Below are 21,574 nucleotides of genomic sequence, written 5' to 3'. Positions count from 1 at the left end.
CTATGGGCACCCGACACGCGGCCGCCCCTGTGGTGGCCCTTTTACGTTCTAGATACTTGAGGATGAGCGATGAAGCGGACCTTTCAGCCGAGCAACCTGGTGCGTGCGCGCCGGCACGGCTTCCGCAGCCGCATGGCGACCCCGGGCGGCCGCAACGTGATCCGTGCCCGCCGCGCCCGCGGCCGCAACAAGCTGTCGGCGTAATCGCCGACGGTGCGGCGGTGGGCCTTACCCGGCTCACGCAGCGCAAGGACTATCTCGCGGCGAACGCGGGCAAGCGGGCCCCCATGCCCGGCTTTGTCCTGATCGTCCATGCGCGCAACGATGCCGATCCGGTCATGCGGGTCGGCATTACCGTATCCAAAAAGGTCGGCAACGCGGTGATCCGCAACCGGATGAAGCGCCGGTTTCGCGCCCTCGTCCGCGAAGTGCTGCCCGAAGCCGGCCTGCCCGGCGCCGATCATGTGCTCATCGGCCGCAACGGCGGCATCGAGCGTCCGTTCGCCGAGCTGCGGGCCGAGCTGGTCAAGGCCCTGGGGAAGGTGCGGCGGTGAGCTTCCACCTCCCTTCGCGCCATTCACTCTATTCCCGTCATCCCCGCCTTCGCGGAGATGACGAATTGGGAGCATGGCTGTGCTCGCCAAACTCCTGATCCTGCTCGCCCGCGCCTGGCAGATCGGCCCTTCGGCCGTGCTTCCGCCCAGCTGCCGCTACCAGCCCAGCTGTTCGGCCTATGCAATCGAGGCGCTTCGCCGCTATGGGGCTGTCAAAGGCAGCTGGCTCGCCATCCGGCGGATCGCCCGCTGCCACCCATGGGGCGGGCACGGCTACGACCCAGTGCCATAAGTTTTTCCGGGGAATCGGTTACGTGAAGGACGATCAGAAGAATTTCCTGCTGTTCGCGGTGATCGCGGCGCTCCTGCTGTTCGCGTGGCCCGCCGTCATGCACTGGTTCTTCCCGCAGCAGCAGCAGCAGCAGCAGGCTGCCCCCGCCCAGCCCAAGGCGATCCCGAACAGCGCCGATTCGCCCGCCGCGCTGCGCGACCGCGCCGTCGTGCTGGCCGAATCGCCGCGCGTCGCGATCGAAACGCCTTCGCTCAAGGGCTCGATCAACCTCAAGGGCGCGCGGATCGACGATCTCGTCCTCGTCAAATATGACGAGACCACCGCGAAGAACTCGCCGCCGATCCACCTGCTCTCGCCCAATGGCGCGCAAGGCGCCTATTTCGCCGAGTTCGGCTGGTCGGGCTCGGGCGTGCAGGCGCCCAATGCGAATACCGTGTGGCAGGCGAGCGGCACCAAGCTGACGCCGACCACGCCGGTGACGCTGACGGCAAGGACCGCCACCGGCCAGGTCTTCCGCATCGATCTCGCGGTCGACCAGGACTATATGTTCACGATCCGCCAGACGGTCGCGAATCTCGGCCAGGCGCCGGTCTCGGTCACGCCCTATGCCTCGGTCTCGCGCGCCGAGCGCTCGAAGGACGCCGGCCAATGGGCCGCCCGTGTCGGGCCGATCGCCGCGACTGCCGACAAGGCGCATTATCTGGGCTGGAGCGACGTGGAGACCACGGCGCAGAGCTACAGGACCAGCGGCGGCTGGGCAGGCTTTACCGATCATTACTGGCTGACCTCGCTGATCCCCGATCAGCGGGTGCCGGTGACGCTTGGCCAGCGCCAGAATCCGAGCAAGGCCTATCAGGCCGATTATCAACTCGATCAGCCGCTCGCCATCGCGCCGGGCAAGCAGACCAGCTATTCCAGCCGCTTCTTCGCCGGCGCGAAGGAAGTGAAGCTGCTCGAAGCCTATCAGGACAAGCTGGGCATCAAGCTGTTCAGCTATGCGATCGACTGGGGCTGGTTCGGCGTGATCGAGCAGCCGATCTTCTATTATCTCGACTGGCTGTTCCGCCTGGTCGGCAATTTCGGCGTGGCGATCATCCTGCTGACGATCACCATCCGCGGCCTGCTCTTCCCGATCGCGCACAAGCAGTTCGAATCGATGGCCCGCATGCGCGTCATCCAGCCGAAGATGAAGGCGCTGCAGGAACGCCACAAGGACGACAAGCAGCGCCAGCAGCAGGAGATCATGAAGCTCTACAAGGAAGAGAAGGTAAACCCGCTGGCGGGCTGCCTTCCGATCCTGCTGCAGATCCCGATCATGTTCGCGCTCTACAAGGTGCTGCTGCTGACGATCGAAATGCGCCACCAGGGCTTCGTGCTGTGGATCAAGGACCTTTCGGCGCCCGATCCCGCGATGATCCTCAACCTGTTCGGCTATCTCCACTTCACGCCGCCTTCGTTCCTGGCGATCGGCGTGGTGCCGGTGCTGCTGGGCGTCTCGATGTATTTCCAGATGAAGTTCAACCCGGCGCCGATGGACGAGATCCAGAAGCAGGTGTTCGCGATCATGCCGTGGATGCTGATGTTCCTGATGGCGCCGTTCGCGGTGGGCCTGCAGCTCTACTGGATCACCTCCAACGTGATCACCATCCTGCAGCAGCAGTGGCTCTATTCGCGCCATCCGGTGCTGAAGCAGCCGGCGAAGAAGGAAGCCCCGGCGAAGTGAGCGGGTTCGACGAAGATATGATCGAGGCCGCGCGAAAGACCTTCGCCGGCCCGGTCACGTTCCTGAAGTCCGCGCCGACGCTGGAGTTCCTGCCCGGCCAGGAAGTGCCCGAGGTCGCGTTCGCGGGCCGCTCGAACGTGGGCAAGTCGTCGCTGCTCAACGCGCTGACCGGCCGCAACGCCCTGGCGCGCACTTCGAACACGCCCGGCCGCACCCAGGAGCTGAACTTCTTCGACGTGGGCCAGCCGCTGCGCTTCCGCCTGGTCGACATGCCCGGCTATGGCTTCGCCAAGGCGCCCAAGGACATGGTCCGCAAGTGGCGCTATCTGGTGAACGACTATCTGCGCGGCCGCCAGGCGCTGAAGCGCGGGCTCGTGCTGATCGACGCGCGCCACGGGATCAAGGAAGTCGACCGCGAGATCCTCGACATGCTCGACGGCGCCGCGGTGAGCTACCGCATCGTCCTCACTAAGGCGGACAAGATCAAGGCGACCGAGCTGACCGAAGTGCGCGAGCGCACCGAGGCCGAGGCCCGCAAGCGCCCCGCCGCGCATCCCGACATCATCGCGACGTCGAGCGAGAAGGGCATGGGCATTCCCGAGCTGCGCGCCGCAGTGCTCGAAGCGATCGGATAGAGCGGCGCTGGATGCGCGAGGGCGCGCTGCTCTTCTCCTATGGCACGCTCCAGCTGGCGAGCGTGCAGCTGCGCCAGTTCGGCCGGCTGCTGGAGGGCAGCGACGACATCCTCCACGGCTATCGGCAGATCGAGATCACGATCCGCGACCCGGACGTGCTGGAAGCCAGCGGCATCGAGGTGCATCTGGCGCTGGTTCCCGATGCCGATGCCCCGCCCATCCCCGGCAAGGTCTTCCGCCTCACGCCCGAAGAGCTCGCCGCGGCGGACGTGTACGAGAGCGAGAACTATGTCCGCGTCGAGGCACCGCTGGCCAGCGGCGCGACGGCCTGGGTGTATGTGAAGGCCTGACTGGCTGCGCTTGGGGCGTCGGCTACCCCAGCGTCATCCCCGCCTTTGCGGGGATGACGCTAGACGTCAGAGCTGGTCCGGGTGCGGAGCCCGCCCATGGGCATGATCGCCGGACCTCAGAACAGCAGCGTCTTGCGGAACAGCGATCCGTCCGGCGCCTTCGCCTCCAGCTTGACGAACTGCTGCGTGCGCTTGGCGTACCAGAAGCGCGACGGGTCCTTGCCGCTGTTATAGTCGCATTCGACGATCCAGCAGTCGATCGGCCGCCCGTCGGGCCCGGCCAGCTGCGCGTCCCCGGTCACGGTCCACAGATAGCGCGCCGGCGGCCCGCCGGCCGGGTGATAGAAGGGAATCGACACCTGATAGCCATGCGCCAGCGGCAGCGTGCCGAGCATCTCCATGTCGGTCTCGAAATTGAACATGGGCTCCGGAAAGGCGACGCTGAAATCGGCGCGGCTATTGTCCGCCACGCCCGCCAGGCCGGTGATCCGGTCGGCGGCAAACAGGAAACCCTCCACCGTCTTCCTGTCTTCCACCGTCGTGACGCGCAGATGGCTGGAGGGCCGCCAGGTGCCGGGCTCGAACAGCGAATCGCGCGTGACCAGCGAAGGCTTCGCGCCCGTCCCGTCCCAGCGCTGCACGACGCGCAGCGTCTGCACCCCGTCGACCGTCTCGAACCGCACTTCCCGCCGCCAGATGTCGCGCGCGACATGGGCGCCGTCCTTCTCGGCCGAGCGGAGATAGCTGTGCACGCCCGGCTTGAGCAGGTCGAAGCGCGCCAGCCGGTCGCCGACGCTCAGCCTGGCCGGTGCCGCCCTGGCCATCGCCGCGACCGGCGCCACCGTCGCCGTCGCGAGCACGCCCCGCCGGCTGATCCTCACTCCGTCCATCCCCGCCTCCCACATTATCGTGCTAGATCACTAACACACCCCGTTCCCGCCGCAAGCGCCGCGCTTTGACCGGGCGGCGCAACCGATCCATGGTGCGGCCGGGAGGGACGCGATGAGCGAAGGCAGAACGCAGGCAGGCGCACGGCTCGGCGGGCTCGACCTGTTCCGCGGGCTGACGGTGGCCTTCATGATCATCGTCAACACGCCGGGCAGCTGGGCGCATGTCTGGTGGCCGCTCGACCATGCCGAGTGGCACGGCTTCACCCCTACCGACCTTGTCTTCCCCGCCTTTCTCTGCGCGATGGGCGTGGCGCTGGGCCTGTCCTTCCCCCGCCGGGTCGATGCCCGGCTCTGGGGCCGCGTCGTCCGGCGCGCGCTGCTGCTGATCCTGATCGGCTGGGCGTGGCAGATGCTCGCGCGCCCCGGGCTGGCGGATTTCCGGGTGTTCGGCGTGCTACCCCGCCTCGGCCTCTGCTACGGCCTCGCCGCCGCGCTGGCGATCCTCACCGCCCGGACGGACGCGGACGGGCGCGCACGCCTGGGCGCCCGGGCGCTGGGCATCGCCAGCATCGTGCTGCTGCTCGGCTATTGGGCGCTGCTGGTCTTCGTGCCCGTCCCCGGGCACGGCGCGGGGGATCTCAGCCCGGCGGGCAACCTCGCCGGCTATGTCGACCGGATCGCGGTCACCACGCATCATATGTACCGGCTCGGCACCGATGCGGCGGGCAATATCGTCTATGATCCCGAGGGCCTGCTCTCGACGCTCCCCGCGCTGGTCAACGTGCTGCTCGGCGTGCTCGCCGCGCTGCTCTGGCAGGCGGCGCCCGCGCGCGCGGTGCCGCGCCTCCTGCTCGCCGGCATCGCGCTCGCCGCGCTCGGCCTCCTGCTCGCGCCCTGGCTTCCGCTCAACAAGAAGCTGTGGACCAGCAGCTTCGCGCTGCTCACCTCGGGCCTTTCGGCGGTGCTGTTCGTCGGCTGCATCCTCGCCGCGCGCAGCGAGACGGTCCGCAAGGCGCTATGGCCGCTCGACGTGCTGGGGATGAACGCGATCCTCGGCTATCTGCTCTCGCTGCTGCTCTCGCTCGCCGCGATGCGCTCGGGATTCCAGGCCTGGGCGTGGAAGGGGCTCGCCGCGCTCCTTCCCGGCAATCTCCTCCTCGCCTCCTTCCTCTTCGCGCTGGCGGCGCTGCTGCTCGTGCTGGCGCTGCTGATCCCGCTCCACCGCCGGGGCATCCATCTGCGCCTGTAAACGCCATGGTAACCATGTTCGGCTAGTCGCTGGCCGAATGGGAGAGGTGAGCGGACACGCCCTCAGGCGGGCGATCTGGGACAGATGGGCGGCCCTCCCGCCGCCGCTGATGCGCGCCCACGCCATCGCCATCCAGCGCGGCTATCCGCTCTCCTATGCCGCCAGCGTCTTCGTCAGCATCGCGCTGGCCCTGATGATCCATGCCGGCGGCTTCTGGACCTGGCACATCGCCGCGCTGGCGCTGCACCTCGCGATCGGCACCGCGATCCTCGTGCGCTGGCGCGACGGCAAGCGGCGCGACTGGCGGGTCGACGATCCCGCCGGAACGCTCCGCGGCGCGGTGATCGAGGCCGCCGCCTCCTCGCTCGGCTGGTTCCTGTTCCTGCTGACGATCGGCCTGGGCGCGACCGACCAGGAACTGATCGTCACCACCACCGCCATTGCCGGCGTCGTCGCGATCGGCGCGCTGCGCTACGCCCCGCTGCCGCCCGCCAGCCTGGCATGGCTCGGCATCGCCGTGGCGATCTGCGCGCTCTACGCCGTCTTCGCCAATATCCCTGCCGGCGTGTTCGTCTTCCTCGCCGTCTTCGTCGCCCTGCTCGCCCGCACCGTGATGGGCCAGGCCGTGCTGATCGGCGAGCAGTTCGCCCAGGGCGAGGCGCTGGCCCGTGCCGCCGGCGAGCGCGACCTGCTGCGCGCTGCCGCCCAGCGCGACGAGCTGCAACAGGCGGCCCATGCCGCCGAGGCGCGCCACCGCGCCCAGCTCGATGCCGAGCGGGATCGCCGCGCCGAGATTGCCCGCATCGCCGACCGGTTCGAGCACCAGTTCGTCGCCGCGATCAGCGAGCTCGCGGCCGCCGCCGAACAGACCCGCGCCTCCGCCGGCAGCCTGGTGGGCACCGCCGCCGCCACGCGCGACGAGATCCGCGGCGTCGCCGATCGCGCCGTGCGCGCGGACACCGGCGCCGCCACCCTGCTCGAGGAATCGGCCAATCTCGGCCGCTCGCTCACCGCCGTCGAAGCCAGCCTCGATGCCCAGAGCGAGACTACCGCCCATCTCTACGGCCTGTCCCGCTCGGCCGATGCCCGCTTCGCCACGCTGGTGGAGCACAGCGCCAGCGTCGGCAGCATCGCCGACATGATCGCCGGGATCGCGGCGCGCACCAATCTGCTCGCGCTCAACGCCAGCATCGAGGCCGCCCGCGCCGGCGAGGCCGGCCGCGGCTTCGCGATCGTCGCGCAGGAAGTGAAGAGCCTGGCCGCCCAGACGGCCCATGCCACCGGCGACATCCGCGCCCAGCTCACCCGGATGACCGGCGCGGTCCATGCCACCACCACCATCGTCGGCGAGATGCGCGACGGCTTCGACCGGATCGGCGAGGTCGGCGGGGCGGTGGGCCAGGCGATGCGGCACCAGGGCGAGGTGATCCGCTCGATCCAGGCCTATGCCGGCACCGCCGCCGCGCTCACCGCCGATCTCCAGGCCGGTGCGGCCGGCGCCGAGAATGCCACCGACGAGGCGGCCCGCACCACCGCCGAGATGGATGCCGCCACCGACGAGCTGGTCAACCAGGCCCGCCGCCTGCTCGGCGAGATGCGCAGCTTCCTCGAGACGCTGCGAGCGGCCTAGGCCAGCGCCGCCCGGGGCGCCTTCTCCGCCCGCGCCGCCAGGATCGCCACCGCCGCGACCAGCCCGAAGGCGCCCGCCACCAGGAAGGCCGGCGTATAGGTCCCCGTCCAGGCGCGCACCGCGCCCGCGCCGAACGCCGCGGTCGCCGCCCCGATCTGGTGCCCCACCATCACCCAGCCGAACACGATCGGCGCATCGCGCTCGCCGAAATGGACATTGGCGAGCTTCACCGTGGGCGGCACGGTGGCGATCCAGTCGAGCCCGTAGAAGATCGCGAACAGGAGCAGACTGGAGGCGCTGAAGTCGAGGAACGGCAGCGCCAGCAGCGAAAGCCCGCGCAGCCCGTAATAGACGAACAGCAGCTTGCGCGGATCATAGCGATCGGTCAGCCAGCCCGATGCCGTGGTGCCGATCAGGTCGAACAGCCCCATCAGGCTCAGCAGCCCCGCCGCCTGCACCGGCGCGATGCCGTGATCGCCGCAAAAGGCGATCAGATGGGTGCCGACCAGCCCGTTGGTGGTGAGACCGCAGACGAAGAAGGTCCCGAACAACAGCCAGAAGGTCATGCTCCTCGAAGCGCGGAACAGCGCGGTGAAGGCCAGTGCCGGCGTCGCCGCCTGCTTGAGCGGCGGCGGCGGCGTGCTTGCCTCGGTCTCGCCGAAGCGGCGCACGCCCAGCTGCTGCGGATGCTCGGGCACGAACAGCAGCACCAGCGGGATCACCGCGGCGCTGGCGATCGACACGGCCAGCGCCACCGGCCGCCACGCCCCGCCCTCGGCCAGCCAGGCGAGCATCGGCAGGAAGACGAGCGCGCCGGTCGCCGTGCTCGCGGTCAGCATGCCCATCACCAGCCCCTGGCGCGTCGCGAACCAGCGATTGACCACCGCTGCGCCCAGCACCGAGGCGACCGCGCCGCTGCCCACGCCCGAGAACACGCCCCAGCTCAGCACATATTGCCAGGGCTCGGACATCCACAGGCTCGCAAAGGTCGCCGCGGACATCAGCGCCAGCCCGGCCAGCATCGTCCGCCGGATCCCCACCGACAGCATCAGCGCGGCGGCGAACGGGCCGACCAGCCCGTAGAGGAAGATGCCGATCGCCGCGGCGGCGGAGATGGTCGCGCGGTCCCAGCCGAAATGCTGCTCGAGCGGCAGCATCATCACGCCCGGCGCGGAACGCAGCCCGGCCGAGACCAGCAGCGCGACGAAGGTGATCGCCGCGACGATGCCGGCATAGCCGCGTGCGCCCACCGGCAGGCGGGAAAGCAGCGCGATCATGCCCGGCCTCCCGCCCGCTCGAGGCTTTGGGTGAAGCCTTCGATCCCGGCCTTGAGCTCCCGCCACAGCGCCGGGCCGGCCTCCGCCTCCACGCGCCGCTGCATCGCCGCCCAGTCGGGCTCGGCGGCGCGGAGCGCCTCCCTGCCCGCCGCGCTCAGCGACGCCCGCTTGCTGCGCCCGGCCCCGGCGGTCACGCCCACCCAGCCGCGCTTCTCGATCGGCGCAAGCGCGCGGTAGAGCGAGCTGCGGTCCATCTCGAGCTGCTCCGCCAGCCGGCTCAGCGCCAGCGGCTCGCCCCGCGCGACATGCCGCAGGATCGCGAATTGCGCCGTGGTCATCCCGTGCCCGGCCAGCGCCGAGTCATAGAGGCGGCCGGTAATGCGCGCGGCCTTGCGCAGCATCGTGCAGGCGCAGACGGAGGGGAGCGAATCATCATGCATATGCATCATGCGTATACATGATGCATATGCATGATCCAGCCTCAGTTCCCCGAAGGCGCATCCCGATCGTGGGCATGGAGATCGGCGGGGGCTTCAGCGCCTTGCCGCCGGCGAAATCGTCGTTGCACACATAGATGGCCATTGCCGGATCGGGCAGCCCGACGCGCGGCGGCAGCACATCGCTCGCCGCCTGATTTTATCCATTCCCTACATGTGGCAATCCCGCATACGTTCTCTATATGTTCATGCCTGCCTTCACCCTGCTCCCATGCGCACTCGCGAGAGGGGTCAAGGGATTCAACATTTCGTGGCGGTTGCCAGCCCCCCTGCCCGGCCGCTATCCCGGGATTCATGAAGCTCTATATCGGCAACAAGGCCTATTCTTCCTGGTCGCTGCGCGGCTGGCTCGCCTGCAGGCAATCGGGCCTTCCCTTCGAGGAAGTGGTCGTGCCGCTGTACGACGAGGCGTGGGAGAAGCGGCGCGAAGGCGACGAGTTCGCGCCTTCCTCGGGCAAGGTCCCGATCCTGTGGGACGGCGATGCCGTGGTGTGGGACAGCCTGGCGATCATCGAATATCTCAACGACAAGACCGGCAATACCGGCTTCTGGCCCCAGGATCCGGCGGCGCGCGCCATGGCCCGCTCGATGGCGGCCGAGATGCATTCCAGCTTCGCCGCCCTGCGCCGCAAGCACAGCATGAACGTGCGCAAGGTCTATCCGCCCAAGGCGCCCGATGCCGATGTGCTGGAGGATATCGGCCGGATCATGGAGCTCTGGGCCCAGGCCCGTGCCCGCTATGGCGGCGAGGGGCAGTTCCTGTTCGGCGCGTTCGGTGCGGTGGACATCATGTTCGCGCCGGTGGTGACGCGGCTCGTCACCTATTCGCTGCCCGTGGCACGCTTTGCGCCCGCCTATATGAACGCCGTGCTCCAGCATCCCTTCATGCAGGACTGGATCGCCGCGGCCCAGGAAGAGGATTGGGTGATCCAGCAGTTCGAGATGGATCCGGCCTAGGGTCACGGCTCAATCCGCAAACCCCGTCATCTCCGCGCAGGCAGGGATCCAGGGTCGCGCGGGACAAAGAGGCCACCAGGCGAGCCCTCCCTGGAGCGCGCGGGGCTTGATTGCGTGCAATCCGCCCTTGGCCCTAGAACCCGCTGCCGTCCTTCCGGCGGAACCCCTGCCCCGCCGGCAGATGCATGTCGATGTCCGGATAATGGCAGTCGCTCGCGGCGGGCCTGCCCACCGCGATATAGACGCAGGGGGTGTCGCCGCGGTTCTGGAGGACGTGCCCGTTGCCGTCGCCCTTGGGAAAGGCGGCGATGTCGCCCGGCCGCATCGGCGTCTCGCCGCTATCGTCGACCAGCACCGCCTCGCCCGCCAGCATCACCACGAACTCGTCCTCGCCGGCATGCCAGTGCCGCTGGGCGGACCAGGCCCCCGGCTCGAGCGTCACATGGCTGAAGCCGAAATCGGTGATCCCGCTCGCCGGGGCGAGCCGGCGATACCAGCGCCCCTGCACCGGCCCGGCAAATTCGGGCGGATAGCCGGTCGCGTTGGTCTGCGGGATTGTATCGAGATCGAGCTTGGGCAATGCCACCTCCACCAATGCCGGAGACCATCTTGCCCGATCCCGTAGAACTCACCAAGGCGCTGATCGCCGCCGAGAGCATCACCCCGGCGCGCGGCGCTGTGTTCGACGTGCTGGAAGCGGCGCTGCTGCCGCTCGGCTTCAGGGTCGAGCGCTTCGTCGAGGGCGAGGCGCCCGAGGGGCCGGTCGAGAACCTGCTCGCGGTGCGGGCCGGCGCCGGCCGCCATTTCGCCTTTGCCGGCCATCTCGACGTGGTGCCTCCCGGCCAGGGCTGGGCGAGCGACGCCTTCACGCCCGAGATCCGGGGCGAGCTTCTCTACGGTCGCGGCGCCGTCGACATGAAGGGCGCCATCGCCGCCTTCGTCGCCGCCGCGGCGCGTTCGCCCGAGGGGATGGTCAGCCTGATCATCACCGGCGACGAGGAAGGCCCCGCCACCTATGGCACGCCCCGCCTCATCGAGCGGATGGCCGAGCGCGGCCTGATGCCGGACATGTGCCTGGTCGGCGAGCCCACGTCCCAGCACCGCCTGGGCGACATGATCAAGATCGGCCGGCGCGGCTCGACGGTGATCGACATCGCGATTCCCGGCAGGCAGGGCCATGTCGCCTATCCTCACCTGGCCGACAATCCGGTCCCCCGGCTCGTCCGCGCCCTGGCCGAGATCGACGCCATCGAGCTGGATCAGGGCAATGCCTGGTTCCAGCCTTCGAACATCGAGATCATCGACATGGCCGTGGGCAATCCGGCGACCAACGTGATCCCCGGCCATGCCGGGGCGCGGATCAGCATCCGCTTCAACGACCGCCAGCACGGCCCGGACCTGATCGCCCGGATCGAGGAGATCGTGCAGCGCCATGCCCCGGCGGGGATCGTCAGAGGCCGCGTCTATGGCGAGGCGTTCCTCACCGAGCCCGGCGCGCTTTCGGCGCTGGTCGCCGGGGCGATCCAGGCGCGGCTGGGGGTGGTGCCGGAGCTTTCGACCACCGGCGGCACGTCGGACGCGCGCTTCCTTTCGAAACTGTGCCCGGTGGTGGAGTTCGGCCTGCTCAACGCCACGATGCACAAGCTCGACGAGGCAGTGGCGCTGGCCGACCTGGCCGCGCTGACGGACGTCTATGAAGAGGTGCTGCGCCGGGTGATGCGATAAGTTCTCCCCGAGCAAGCTGGGGGAGGAACCAGCGCTTACCCCGCAACCCGCTGCGGCGCGATGCCCCGCGCCCATTCGAGGAAGGCGCTCTCCTCCATCGGAGTCGCCACGGCATAGCCCTGGAGCACGTCGCAGCCGATGACGCGCAGCACGGTGGCCTGGTCCTCGCTTTCGATCCCCTCGGCCACGGCTTCGCAGCCCAGACCGTGGATCAGCCCGATCACCGCCTGGGCGATGATACGTGCCTCGGCACTCTCGGCGACCTGCTCGATCAGGCTGCGGTCGAGCTTGATGCGGTCGATCGGCAGCTTGCGGAGCCGGGCGATGTTCGAATAGCCGGTGCCGAAATCGTCGATGGCGATGGTGGCCCCGTCAGCCCGCAGCGTGGCGATCGCGTCGAGCACTTCGCCCGAGCAATGCATCGCCAGCGTCTCGGTGATCTCGAGCTCGAGCAGGCTGGCCGGAGCCCTGGCCGCCAGCATCGCCTCGCGCAGCTTGCGGAAGAAGCTGGCATGGTCGAGCTGGCGCGGGCTGATATTGACCGCGAGCCGCTGCTGGATGCCCAGCCGCCCCCAGCGCGAGATCGTCTCGGCGACGCTTTCCACCACCCATTCGCCGATCTCGACGATCAGGCCGGTCTCCTCGGCGCGCTGGATGAAGGTGCCCGGCATCTTGAGCCCGTCCGGATGGCGCCAGCGCAGCAGCGCCTCGGCGGCGACGATGCGGCCGTCGGCGGCGGAGACCTGGGGCTGGTAGACGAGCGTGAACTGGTCCTTGTCGACCGCTTCGCGCAGATCGCTCTCCAACCGGGCGCGTTCGGCGATCTCGGCGGCGAGGATCTCGGTGAAATGCTCGGCGCGGCCGCGGCCCATCGCCTTGGCATGGTACATGGCGGCATCGGCGGCGCGCATCAGGTCGTGCAGCGTGGTGCCGTGCTCGGGGCGCAGCGCGATGCCGATGGAAGCGCCGATCGACACTTCCTGGTCGGCCAGGTCGAACGGCTCGGAAAGAGCGTAGAGGATGCCGCGCCCGATCCGCTCGGCGTCGCGCACATGGCGCAGCGCCGGGAAGAACATGGTGAACTCGTCGCCGGCCAGGCGGCCGATCAGCGGCGGGCGGGCATCGGCCTCGGCAGCGAAGCGGTCCGCGACGGCGCGCAGGCGATTGGCCACCATGCCGAGCAGCGCATCGCCGGTGGCATGGCCCAGCGTGTCGTTGACGTGCTTGAAACGGTCGAGATCGATGAAATAGAGTACCGCGATGTTGCCCGGCGCCAGGTCCGCGAGCATGCGCTCGGCGGTGCGGCGGAAATTGGTGCGGTTGGGCAGCGACGTCACCGGATCGAACATCGCCAGCCGCTGGACGCTCTCGAGATTGGCGTGGAGCTGGCGGAACAGCCCGTCCATCGCCCGCGCCAGCGTCGGCACCGATTCATGCACCTGGGGCGGGATGCCGCTCTGCAGGTCGCCATTGGCGGCGCCCTGGAGGCGGGCGATCGCGGCGTCGATGGCCTCGGCGGTGGAAGCGATGCTGCGCTCGGCCGACGCCCAGCACATCACGCCGCAGACGATCGCCGCGATCAGCGCGCGCCCCGCCGTCTCGACGGTGATCATGCCGGGAGTGGAGGCCGCGGCCAGCGCCAGGATGAACGCCACGGCACCGGCGCACATCGCAAAGGCTATCGCACGGCTCTTGAGCGAAAATCCTTCCACTGCGCTCGCTCTTCCCCCCAGCAACCCGTCGCCGGACCGGCAGATGCCGGCCTCGATCCCCGGACACATCGCAGAGAGAAGTTAAGATTTTTCCCGGGGACGCCGGAGCACGATGTAGAGCGCACCGGCCCCGCCGTGGCGGGAATGCGCGGTCCTTACGGCAGCGATACGATCGGAATGGCGCGACGCGGCGAGCCAGTCGCCCACCGCCGCGCGGATCGCGCCGCGGGCATGCGGGCGCTCGGATTCCGGCCGCGGCGGCTTGCCGGTGACGAGCAGCAGCACCCGGTCGCTCCGCCCGATCGCCGCCTCCAGCCCGAAATCGAGCCGGTCATAGGCCGAGGCGAGGCTGTGGCCGTGCAGGTCGACGGTCGAATCCGGCGCGACCAGCCCGCGCGACAGGCGCCGGTCCCAGGAGGCGTCGAGCGTGTTGGCGGCCTGCCCGCGCGGCGGCGCGGGCGGCGGTGCCGCCACCGCGCGTAGCGGCGGCACCCGCCCCTTGCGCTTGGCCGGCAGGGGCTGGGCTGCGGCCGGTACGGGCTCCTCCTCGACGGTCACGGCCGCCCGCGCGGCACGCTTCTCGAGCGGCGTCACGCTGGCGATCACGCGTTTCCACAGCGCCGCTTCCTCGGGCGCGAGGCGCCTCACCGCTGGCGTTGCGGGGCCGGCACCGTGGCGATCGGCCCGCCGCCCAGCCGGCTGAGCGTGCCCGCCGGCAGCAGCAGCCAGGCGGTGCCGCGCGCGTTCATGCCGCCCGCGATCGCGCGCGCATCGTCGCCCGCGCCCCAGAAGGTATCGACCCGGTTGGGGCCCTTGATCGCCCCGCCGGTATCCTGCGCGATCCACAGGCCGTTCGCCTCGGCGCGGTCCATCGAGAGGAACACCGGCGCGCCGAGCGGGATGAACTTGGGATCCACCGCGGCGCTCACCTGCCCCGTCACGGGCAGCCCGAGCGAGCCGTTCGGCCCGGCGCCCTTCAATTCCTGGAAGAACACATAGCTCTTGTTCTCCCACATGATGTCCCGCCCCTCTTCGGGGTGGTCGCGCAGATAGGCGATGATGCCCTGCATCGAGGCGCCGCCGGGCTTGAGCAGCCCGCGGTCGCGCATCAGCGCGCCGATGCCGACATATTCGCGGCCGTTCTGGCCGGCGAAGCCGATCCGCATCAGCTGGCCGTCCGGCCCGCGCAGCCGCCCGGACCCCTGGATCTGGAGGAAGAACAGCTCGATCGGATCGGCCGCCCAGGCGATCTCCAGCCCGCGCCCGTCCAGCGCGCCCTGGTCGATCTCCCGGCGGTCATAATAGGGGATGAAGGCCTTGCCGGCGACGCGGCCGCGGATTCGCCTGCCCTTCATCTCGGCGGAGAACTGGCCGAGATCGACGTCGATGATGTCGTCGGGCTTGGCGTAGACCGGCACCTCATAGCCCGGGCGGCGATGGCGCGATCCGGCGATCTCGGGCTCGTAATAGCCGGTCGCCTGCGCCTTGCCGTCGGCGACCTGCACCGTCTCGAACCAGCGCGCGAAGAAGCCGCGCGCATCGCGCGCGTCCCAGCTTTTCGCCGCATCGCACGAAGGCTGCCAGTCCCGCCCCTGGGTGAGCCCGCTCGCATCGGCGCGGCGCACCAGCGAGGGGCAGCTGAGCCGATAGGCAACGAGCGCGCGCGCCGCCCCGGCGTCGCTCACCGGCAGCGAATCGAAGGCGGGGCCGGCGAGGAGCCCGGCCGAGGCGGCCACCAGCGTGCCGGCCGGCGCGGCCGGCGCCGGAACGGCGGCGAGCGGCGTCGCGGGAACGGGCTGGCGCGCGGCGGGATTGCCGTGCGGTTCGGAAACGCGGCCGGTTTCCCGCGGGCGCTCCCGCGGCGGCGTGTAGCCCGGCTCCACCGAATGCGGCACCACGCCGCCCGAGCAAGCGCCCAGCAGCGCCGCCAGCGCGACTCCCCCCCAGATCCGCATAATGGCCCCTCAGGCTTCGTCGGTCTCGACGAGCTTCCAGTTGGGATCGTCGCTGCGGAGGCTCCGCGCGAAGGTCCAGATGTCGTGCGTCTCCACCGCATCGCTCAGCGAGCCGGCGACCACATTGCCATCGGCATCGCGCGTCACCGCCGCGATATCGGCGTCGAAGCGCACGGTGATGCGAGCGGCCTTGCCCTCCACCACCACGTCGGAGATCAGCGCGCGCTCGATCGCGACCAGGCGATTCTCCAGCACATGGCCGGCCGCCTTGCGATCGGCGATCGCCTGGGCGAAGCCGGCGCGGACATCGTCCTCCACCAGCCAGGCCAGCATATCCTCATCGCCCTTCCAGAAGGCCTCGAGGATCATCTTGTAGGCACTTTTCGCGCCGTCGAGGAACTGGGCGACGTCGAAGCTCGGATCGGCGGCGATCACGGCCTTGAGGCCCGCTTCCGCGCCGGCGCCGATCACCCGGGCGCCGATCTCGCGCACCTCGGGAGTCTGGTCGATGGTGCGGGCCGCGGGCGGCACGGCCACGCGCTCCTCGCTCGGCTTCGGCAACGCCTGCTCATGGCCGGTGCGCTTGCCGAGCACGGCATAGAGTCGGAGCGCCAGGAAACCGGCCACCATTGCGAACAGGATTATCGTGTACACTACGCCTCCAAACGCTTCGCCGCTAACATAGGCTCAAGCGCCGCCGGTTTCAAATCTCCGGTTCCGCGCGTCGAATCCGGGGGCAATTGAAACGCGTGCGCCCGCCTGCTAGGCGCGCAACCGATCCAACGCGCAAACAGCGTCAAACTATCCGGAAATAAAGAGGTACATCGAAATGGCCGAGAACGACACGATCGCCGAATTCGGCGAGCCCGCTGCCAATGGTGCCGATACCGCCCCGGCCGCCGGCCTGCTGTCGCAATATGTGAAGGATCTCTCGTTCGAGAATCCGAACGCGCCGGCCATCTTCCAGAACCCGACCGCGCCGGCCATCGACGTGCAGTTCAACATCGGTTCGGCCAAGATCGCCGACGAAGTCTATGAGGTCGTCCTCAAGATCGAGGTGCGCGCCACCGCCGAGAGCCAGGCCGCCTTCATCGTCGACCTGTCCTATGCCGGCCTGTTCGGCATCCGCAACGTGCCCGAGGGCGAGGCGCTCGACGGCTTCCTGCTCGGCGAGGCGCCGCGCCTGCTCTTCCCGTTCGCCCGCCGCGTGCTGGCCGATGCGGTGCGCGACGGCGGCTTCCCGCCGCTGATGCTCGAGCCGATCGATTTCGGCGGCATCTACATCCAGCAGCGCGCGATGAACGAATCGGGCCTGACCGGCGAAGTCGCGGGCGAAGCCTGATCGGCCAGGCGGGGAGCTGGGCCCGATGCCCCGTCATCGTCACCCCCGCGAAAGCGGGGGCCCGGCTCCCGCGCTCCCCACGCATGCCGCGGCGCTTCTCCGCGGCTCCTCGCCGGATCGGCCATCGGCCATCGGCGAAATGACGGTGGCGGCATGAAGCTGGCCCGCAGCCTCGGCTCGGTCGGCGGCCTCACTCTGGCCAGCCGCGTCCTCGCGCTGGTGCGCGATTCGCTGCAGGCCCGCTATGTCGGCGCGAGCTTCGCGTCCGACGCGTTCACCATCGCCTTCCGCCTGCCCAACATGTTCCGCGCCCTCTTCGCCGAGGGCGCGTTCAATTCCGCCTTCATCCCGATGTTCAATCGGAAAGTGGGCGAGACCGGCGAGCTTGCGCAGGGCCTCGATTTCGCCGAGCGCGCGCTGTCGGTGCTGTTCCTCGCCCTCGCGGTGATGACCGGGGTGATGCTGGCCGCCGCCTGGCCGCTCACCTGGCTGCTCTCCGGCGGCTTCCACGACGTCGCGCCCGATCGCTTCGCCTTCGCGGTGGAGCTGAGCCGGATCACCATTCCCTATCTGATGCTGATCAGCCTCGCCTCGCTGCTGGGCGGCATCCTCAATTCGCTCGACAAATTCTGGGTCAACGCCGCGGCGCCGATCCTGCTCAACGTCGCGATGGTAGTGGCGCTCGCCGTGTTCAACGGCGATCCGTTCGAGACGGCGCGGGCCCAGGCGATCGCGGTGCCGGTCGGCGGCGCGCTGCAGCTCGGCTGGCTGGCACTGGCCTGCCGCCGTTCGGGCGTGTCGCTCAAGCCCCGCCTTCCCCGGCTGGATCCCGAGGTGAAGCGGCTGATGAAGCTGATCCTGCCCGCCGCCGCCGGCGCGGGCGCATCGCAGATCAACCTGCTGATCTCGAGCGCGCTCGCCGGCGGCCTGCTCGCCGCGGGCTCGCTCTCCTACATCTATTATGCCGACCGGCTGAACCAGCTGCCGCTCGGCATGATCGGCATCGGCCTGGGCACCATCCTGCTTCCCACCATCTCGCGCCTGCTCGGCGCCGGCAGGGACGAGGAGGCGATGGAGACGCAGAATCGCGGCATCGAGCTCGCGCTGTTCCTCACCCTGCCCGCGATGGTGGCGCTGATCGTCGCCGCCGAGCCGATCGTGCGCGGCCTGTTCCAATATGGCCATTTCGGCCCGGAGGCGACGCGCGCCTGCGCGCTGGCGCTCGCGGGCTTCTCCGTCGGCCTGCCCGCCTATGTCCTCGTGAAGGTGCTCACGCCCGGCTATTACGCCCGGCACGACATGAAGACGCCGGTGCGCTACGCGATCGTCTCGGTCGGCGTGAACATTGCGCTGAATCTGGTGCTGATCCCGCTGATCGGCGCCAGCGGGCCGCCGCTCGCCACGGCGATCGCGTCGAGCGTCAACACCTTCATGCTCTATCGCACGCTGCACCGGCGCGGCCATTTCACCGCCGACGCGCAGCTCAGGCGCCGCCTGCCCCGCCTGGCGATCGCGGCGGTCATCATGGGCGGGGCGCTGTTCGCCTTCGACCATCTGCTCGATCCCTGGCTCAACGGCCATATGGTCGAGCGCTACGGCGCGCTGGTGGTGCTCGTGGGGGCGGGCTGCATCGTCTACGGCATCGCCTGCTTCGTCACCCGCGCCTTCCTGGTCTCCGACATCAAGGCGCTGGTGCGGCGGCGCCGGACCTAGGGCGAGGACCTCGGGCAAGTATCTGATATTGCCGTCTTCCCGGCACAGGCGGGGATCCAGGGTAATAAGGAGCGATCGAAGCGATCACGCGGATGCTTGCCGGAAACGGCAAGGCGAGCGTCGCCGTCCTTGCCCTTGGCCCTGGATCCCCGCCTGCGCGGGGATGACGGTCTAAGGGATAGCGGGGATGCGCTGGCACGCCGATCGCGGTGGCCGGCAGCGCGGTTCCCGGCGGCGTGCCGGCTCCTCATCATGGCATTGGACAGCGGCAAACCCGCCCTCTACAGCCCGCTCCGTCCCTGACATCGCTGTGCGGCCGCGCCCCCGCCGTCTCGGACCCGCGGCCCGTCCAAAGGCCGAACGGTCAGCCCGGGCGCGGAGTATCGAATCATGCGCGTCGTTTCCGGCATCCAGACCACCGGCAATCTTCACCTCGGCAACTATCTCGGGGCGATCAAGCAATGGGTGGCGATGCAGGACATCCAGGAGAAGAATGGCGGAGAATGCCTGTTCTTCCTCGCCGATCTCCATGCGCTGACGGGCAACATCTCGCCGCGGGAACTTGCCAACAGCACGATCGAAATGGCCGCGACGCTGATGGCCTCGGGCATCGACGATCGCGCGATCCTGTTCAACCAGGCGCGCGTTCCCGCGCATGCCGAGCTGTGCTGGATCCTGAACGGCACCGCGCGGATGGGCTGGCTGAACCGCATGACCCAGTGGAAGGACAAGGCGGGCAAGAACCGCGAGGGCGCCAGCGTCGGCCTGTTCGCCTATCCGGTGCTCCAGGCGGCGGACGTGCTCGTCTACAAGGCGACGCACGTGCCGGTGGGTGAGGACCAGAAGCAGCATCTCGAGCTCGCCCGCGACATCGCGGCCAAGTTCAACACCGATTTCGAAGTGGAGCTGTTCCCGCTGCCCGAGCCGTTCATCTCCAAGGCGGCCCCGCGGATCATGAGCCTGCGCGACGGCAGCGCGAAGATGTCCAAGTCGGACCCTTCGGACCTGTCGCGCATCAACCTGTCGGACGATGACGACATGATCGCGCAGAAGCTCCGCAAGGCGAAGACCGATCCCGAGCCGCTGCCCGATTCGTTCGACGCCCTGGCCGAGCGGCCCGAGGCGAAGAACCTGGTGACGATCTTCGCCGCGCTGGCGGATCGCGATCCCCAGTCGGTGGTGACGGAGTTTGCCGGCCAGGGGTTCGGCGCGTTCAAGCCGGCACTGGCGGACCTCGCCATCGCCGTGCTGGGGCCGGTGCGCGCGCGGCTGAACCAGCTGCTGGCGGACCGCGACGCGGTGGGCGCGCAGCTCGCCAGGGGCGCCGAGCGCGCCAGCACGCTCGCCGAACCAACGCTCAAGGCGGCGCAAAAGGCGGTCGGACTGCAGGTCTGATCCCCGATCCATGGCACCCGCGCGCGCCGCGGGTGCCATGGCGGCACCGGGTCCGGACCCGAACGAATAGTCGATCTTCCGCCGTCATGCCGGCCTTGCGCCGGATCCCGCTTTCGCTCCCGTCGACAAGGCAGCCGGACCCTGGCTCAGGGCCGGGACGAAAGAGGATATCGGCTCTCGACCCGGTTTGAGGACCATGTTCCCTCAACCTTCATCCTCCATCAACCATGATCCCCGCCGCTCCTTCAACCTTCGCCCCGCTATTCCTTCAACCGTCATCCCCGCGCAGGCGGGGATCCGGGGCCAAGGGCAAGGGTCATGCGGCTGGCCTCACCATCTCCGGCAAGCCCGCGCACGATTGCTTCGATGGCCCCGGGTTACGCCGGATCCCCGCCTAGGCGGGGATTACGAGGTTTGCTGATTGAATTCCGGCCCCGGGCTGGGCGTTCCCCCGGGGGAGGCGCTCGATTCGCCGCAAGCCTCGCTTCGCGCTCGCATCGCCCCGCTGGTCGACCTGTCCGCCGATAAGTGCTGACAGCCCTTTTCCCGGCGCTATGCTCCAGGGAGGGGCTGGAACCGCGCCATGCCATTGGGGTTCCGCCAGGCGGGAGTGCGTGCGGATGCGTAAACTGGTTACCCTGTGGCTGCTCGGCAGCGCCCTGGCCGCGTGCAGCGGCGGCGGCGGCTCGGGCGGGGAAGGCGGCACGGTCGTCACGCCCACGCCGACGCCCCCATCGGGATCGACCCCCACGCCCACCACGCCGGCGCCCACGCCCAGCCCGACGGGCACCGAGCCCGCCACCGGCTCGGATTTCCTGAGCTCGGTCGCCCTGCTCTACAGCACCCCGCCCAACATCGCGGCCTGCCAGGCCGGGACGCTCAAGCCCGAGGTCGGCGCGCGGGTGCTCGCGACGCTCAACGACATCCGCGCGCATCACAACCTGCCTGCGGTCACCTATGCCCCGGCCGACGAGCCCGCCTCCCAGCAATCCGCGCTGATGATGGCCGCCAACGGCCAGCTCAGCCACAATCCGCCGGCGAGCTGGAACTGCTACACCAGCGCCGGCGCCACCGCCGCCGGGCAGAGCAACATCTATCTGGGCACGGGCGGCCTGCGCTATTCGCAGGACGCGGATCTGCTGATCGGCTGGCTCACCGACACCAACAATGTGGTGGCGAACAATATCGGCCATCGCCGCTGGCTGCTCTATCCGTTCCTCTCGACCATCGCCTATGGCCGGGTCGCCGGCATCTGGCAGGGCAGCAACCGTGCGGACGGTGCCTCGATCAAGGTGATCAACAACACCCAGAATACCGCCGGTCCGCTGCCGGACTATGTCGCCTATCCGTTCCAGGAATATCCGGCGCGCTATTTCGACACCGCGGCGCTGCTGTCGTTCGGCGTGATCGCCAACAAGAGCTCCAACTTCGGGGCGAACGCCGCGGTCAGCTTCGCCAACGCCACGATCACCGTGCGCGCCCGGGGCGGCGCCGCGCTCGCCGTGTCGAACGTGTCGTGGGACAATGAAGGCTATGGCCTGCCCAACAGCCTGCAATGGAAAGTCGCCGGACTGGCCGCCAACACCATCTATGACGTGACGATCGGCAACGTCACCGTCAGCGGCGCCACGCGAAGCTACAGCTATTATTTCCGGCTGGTGCCCTGAGCGGCGCGAAA

Annotated in this window: 22 protein-coding genes; 14 read left to right on the top strand and 8 right to left on the bottom strand. The window is 69.2% G+C overall.

What is annotated here, in order from left to right:
- Window positions 1-69: 69 nt before the first annotated feature.
- The 6 genes from rpmH to OMP43_RS03280 all read left to right on the top strand — a co-directional run bounded on the left by rpmH (window position 70) and on the right by OMP43_RS03280 (window position 3,554).
- Window positions 70-204, top strand: a complete 135-nt coding sequence (rpmH, locus tag OMP43_RS03305; protein ID WP_086128886.1) for a 50S ribosomal protein L34 — start codon at window positions 70-72, stop codon at window positions 202-204.
- Window positions 205-221: 17 nt separating this feature from the next.
- Window positions 222-554, top strand: a complete 333-nt coding sequence (rnpA, locus tag OMP43_RS03300) for a ribonuclease P protein component (RefSeq protein WP_280278256.1) — start codon at window positions 222-224, stop codon at window positions 552-554.
- A gap of 79 nt (window positions 555-633) precedes the next feature.
- Window positions 634-846, top strand: coding sequence for a membrane protein insertion efficiency factor YidD (gene yidD, locus OMP43_RS03295; protein ID WP_086129369.1), 213 nt, complete (start codon window positions 634-636; stop codon window positions 844-846).
- 22 nt (window positions 847-868) lie between these two features.
- On the top strand, window positions 869-2,569 hold the full coding sequence (gene yidC / locus OMP43_RS03290; protein ID WP_280278254.1) for a membrane protein insertase YidC: 1,701 nt from the start codon (window positions 869-871) through the stop codon (window positions 2,567-2,569).
- Window positions 2,570-2,586: 17 nt separating this feature from the next.
- On the top strand, window positions 2,587-3,204 hold the full coding sequence (gene yihA, locus OMP43_RS03285) for a ribosome biogenesis GTP-binding protein YihA/YsxC (RefSeq protein WP_280278637.1): 618 nt from the start codon (window positions 2,587-2,589) through the stop codon (window positions 3,202-3,204).
- A gap of 11 nt (window positions 3,205-3,215) precedes the next feature.
- Window positions 3,216-3,554: a gamma-glutamylcyclotransferase gene (locus OMP43_RS03280; protein WP_280278252.1), complete on the top strand. Its 339-nt coding sequence runs from the start codon at window positions 3,216-3,218 to the stop codon at window positions 3,552-3,554.
- 116 nt (window positions 3,555-3,670) lie between these two features.
- On the opposite strand, the gene OMP43_RS03275 is transcribed toward OMP43_RS03280, so the two are convergent.
- Complete coding sequence (locus tag OMP43_RS03275; protein WP_280278251.1) at window positions 3,671-4,444, bottom strand: hypothetical protein; 774 nt, start codon at window positions 4,442-4,444, stop codon at window positions 3,671-3,673.
- Window positions 4,445-4,556: 112 nt separating this feature from the next.
- Between OMP43_RS03275 and OMP43_RS03270 the strand changes: the two genes are divergently transcribed.
- Both OMP43_RS03270 and OMP43_RS03265 read left to right on the top strand, forming a co-directional pair.
- The gene (locus OMP43_RS03270) at window positions 4,557-5,693 is read left to right on the top strand and encodes a hypothetical protein (RefSeq protein ID WP_280278250.1); all 1,137 of its coding nucleotides are present in this window, start codon (window positions 4,557-4,559) and stop codon (window positions 5,691-5,693) included.
- A gap of 109 nt (window positions 5,694-5,802) precedes the next feature.
- Window positions 5,803-7,323: a methyl-accepting chemotaxis protein gene (locus OMP43_RS03265; protein ID WP_280278248.1), complete on the top strand. Its 1,521-nt coding sequence runs from the start codon at window positions 5,803-5,805 to the stop codon at window positions 7,321-7,323.
- Here OMP43_RS03265 and OMP43_RS03260 read toward each other — a convergent pair.
- Window positions 7,320-8,600: an MFS transporter gene (locus OMP43_RS03260; protein WP_280278247.1), complete on the bottom strand. Its 1,281-nt coding sequence runs from the start codon at window positions 8,598-8,600 to the stop codon at window positions 7,320-7,322. The genes OMP43_RS03265 and OMP43_RS03260 overlap by 4 nt on opposite strands.
- Entirely contained in the window at window positions 8,597-9,046 is a 450-nt protein-coding gene (locus OMP43_RS03255; protein WP_280278246.1) for a MarR family winged helix-turn-helix transcriptional regulator, read from the bottom strand. Before OMP43_RS03255 ends, OMP43_RS03260 begins: the two co-directional genes overlap by 4 nt.
- A gap of 345 nt (window positions 9,047-9,391) precedes the next feature.
- Between OMP43_RS03255 and OMP43_RS03250 the strand changes: the two genes are divergently transcribed.
- Window positions 9,392-10,054 carry a glutathione S-transferase family protein gene (locus OMP43_RS03250; protein ID WP_280278244.1) on the top strand — a complete coding sequence of 221 codons (663 nt, stop codon included), beginning with the start codon at window positions 9,392-9,394 and terminating at the stop codon, window positions 10,052-10,054.
- A 133-nt stretch (window positions 10,055-10,187) separates the two neighbouring features.
- Here OMP43_RS03250 and OMP43_RS03245 read toward each other — a convergent pair whose 3' ends face one another.
- On the bottom strand, window positions 10,188-10,634 hold the full coding sequence (locus OMP43_RS03245; RefSeq protein WP_280278242.1) for a cupin domain-containing protein: 447 nt from the start codon (window positions 10,632-10,634) through the stop codon (window positions 10,188-10,190).
- Between the two features lie 14 nt (window positions 10,635-10,648).
- Between OMP43_RS03245 and dapE the strand changes: the two genes are divergently transcribed.
- A complete protein-coding gene (gene dapE / locus OMP43_RS03240; RefSeq protein ID WP_280278241.1) occupies window positions 10,649-11,779 on the top strand; it encodes a succinyl-diaminopimelate desuccinylase in 1,131 nt (376 codons plus the stop codon).
- Between the two features lie 35 nt (window positions 11,780-11,814).
- Here the strand turns inward: dapE and OMP43_RS03235 are convergent, their stop codons facing one another.
- The 4 genes from OMP43_RS03235 to OMP43_RS03220 form a co-directional block, all read right to left on the bottom strand.
- On the bottom strand, window positions 11,815-13,491 hold the full coding sequence (locus OMP43_RS03235) for an EAL domain-containing protein (RefSeq protein WP_280278240.1): 1,677 nt from the start codon (window positions 13,489-13,491) through the stop codon (window positions 11,815-11,817).
- 81 nt (window positions 13,492-13,572) lie between these two features.
- Window positions 13,573-14,139, bottom strand: coding sequence for a Smr/MutS family protein (locus OMP43_RS03230; protein WP_280278238.1), 567 nt, complete (start codon window positions 14,137-14,139; stop codon window positions 13,573-13,575).
- Window positions 14,136-15,446 carry a murein transglycosylase A gene (locus OMP43_RS03225; RefSeq protein ID WP_280278237.1) on the bottom strand — a complete coding sequence of 437 codons (1,311 nt, stop codon included), beginning with the start codon at window positions 15,444-15,446 and terminating at the stop codon, window positions 14,136-14,138. The genes OMP43_RS03230 and OMP43_RS03225 overlap by 4 nt, the downstream gene beginning before the upstream one ends.
- A gap of 9 nt (window positions 15,447-15,455) precedes the next feature.
- Entirely contained in the window at window positions 15,456-16,100 is a 645-nt protein-coding gene (locus tag OMP43_RS03220) for a Tim44/TimA family putative adaptor protein (RefSeq protein ID WP_280278235.1), read from the bottom strand.
- A 175-nt stretch (window positions 16,101-16,275) separates the two neighbouring features.
- Here OMP43_RS03220 and secB point away from each other — a divergent pair, with 175 nt between their 5' ends.
- From secB to OMP43_RS03200, 4 genes are all read left to right on the top strand, one after another.
- Window positions 16,276-16,788 carry a protein-export chaperone SecB gene (secB, locus tag OMP43_RS03215; RefSeq protein WP_280278234.1) on the top strand — a complete coding sequence of 171 codons (513 nt, stop codon included), beginning with the start codon at window positions 16,276-16,278 and terminating at the stop codon, window positions 16,786-16,788.
- A gap of 153 nt (window positions 16,789-16,941) precedes the next feature.
- Window positions 16,942-18,501 carry a murein biosynthesis integral membrane protein MurJ gene (gene murJ / locus OMP43_RS03210; protein WP_280278232.1) on the top strand — a complete coding sequence of 520 codons (1,560 nt, stop codon included), beginning with the start codon at window positions 16,942-16,944 and terminating at the stop codon, window positions 18,499-18,501.
- A gap of 390 nt (window positions 18,502-18,891) precedes the next feature.
- On the top strand, window positions 18,892-19,896 hold the full coding sequence (gene trpS, locus OMP43_RS03205; RefSeq protein ID WP_280278231.1) for a tryptophan--tRNA ligase: 1,005 nt from the start codon (window positions 18,892-18,894) through the stop codon (window positions 19,894-19,896).
- A gap of 620 nt (window positions 19,897-20,516) precedes the next feature.
- Window positions 20,517-21,563: a CAP domain-containing protein gene (locus tag OMP43_RS03200; RefSeq protein WP_280278230.1), complete on the top strand. Its 1,047-nt coding sequence runs from the start codon at window positions 20,517-20,519 to the stop codon at window positions 21,561-21,563.
- Window positions 21,564-21,574: the final 11 nt, after the last annotated feature.

The sequence above is a fragment of the Sphingomonas sp. CBMAI 2297 genome, assembly GCF_029870595.1.
Lineage (GTDB): Bacteria > Pseudomonadota > Alphaproteobacteria > Sphingomonadales > Sphingomonadaceae > Sphingomonas.
Note: the sequence above shows the minus strand (reverse complement) of the source record. Positions and strands in the feature narration are given on the sequence as shown.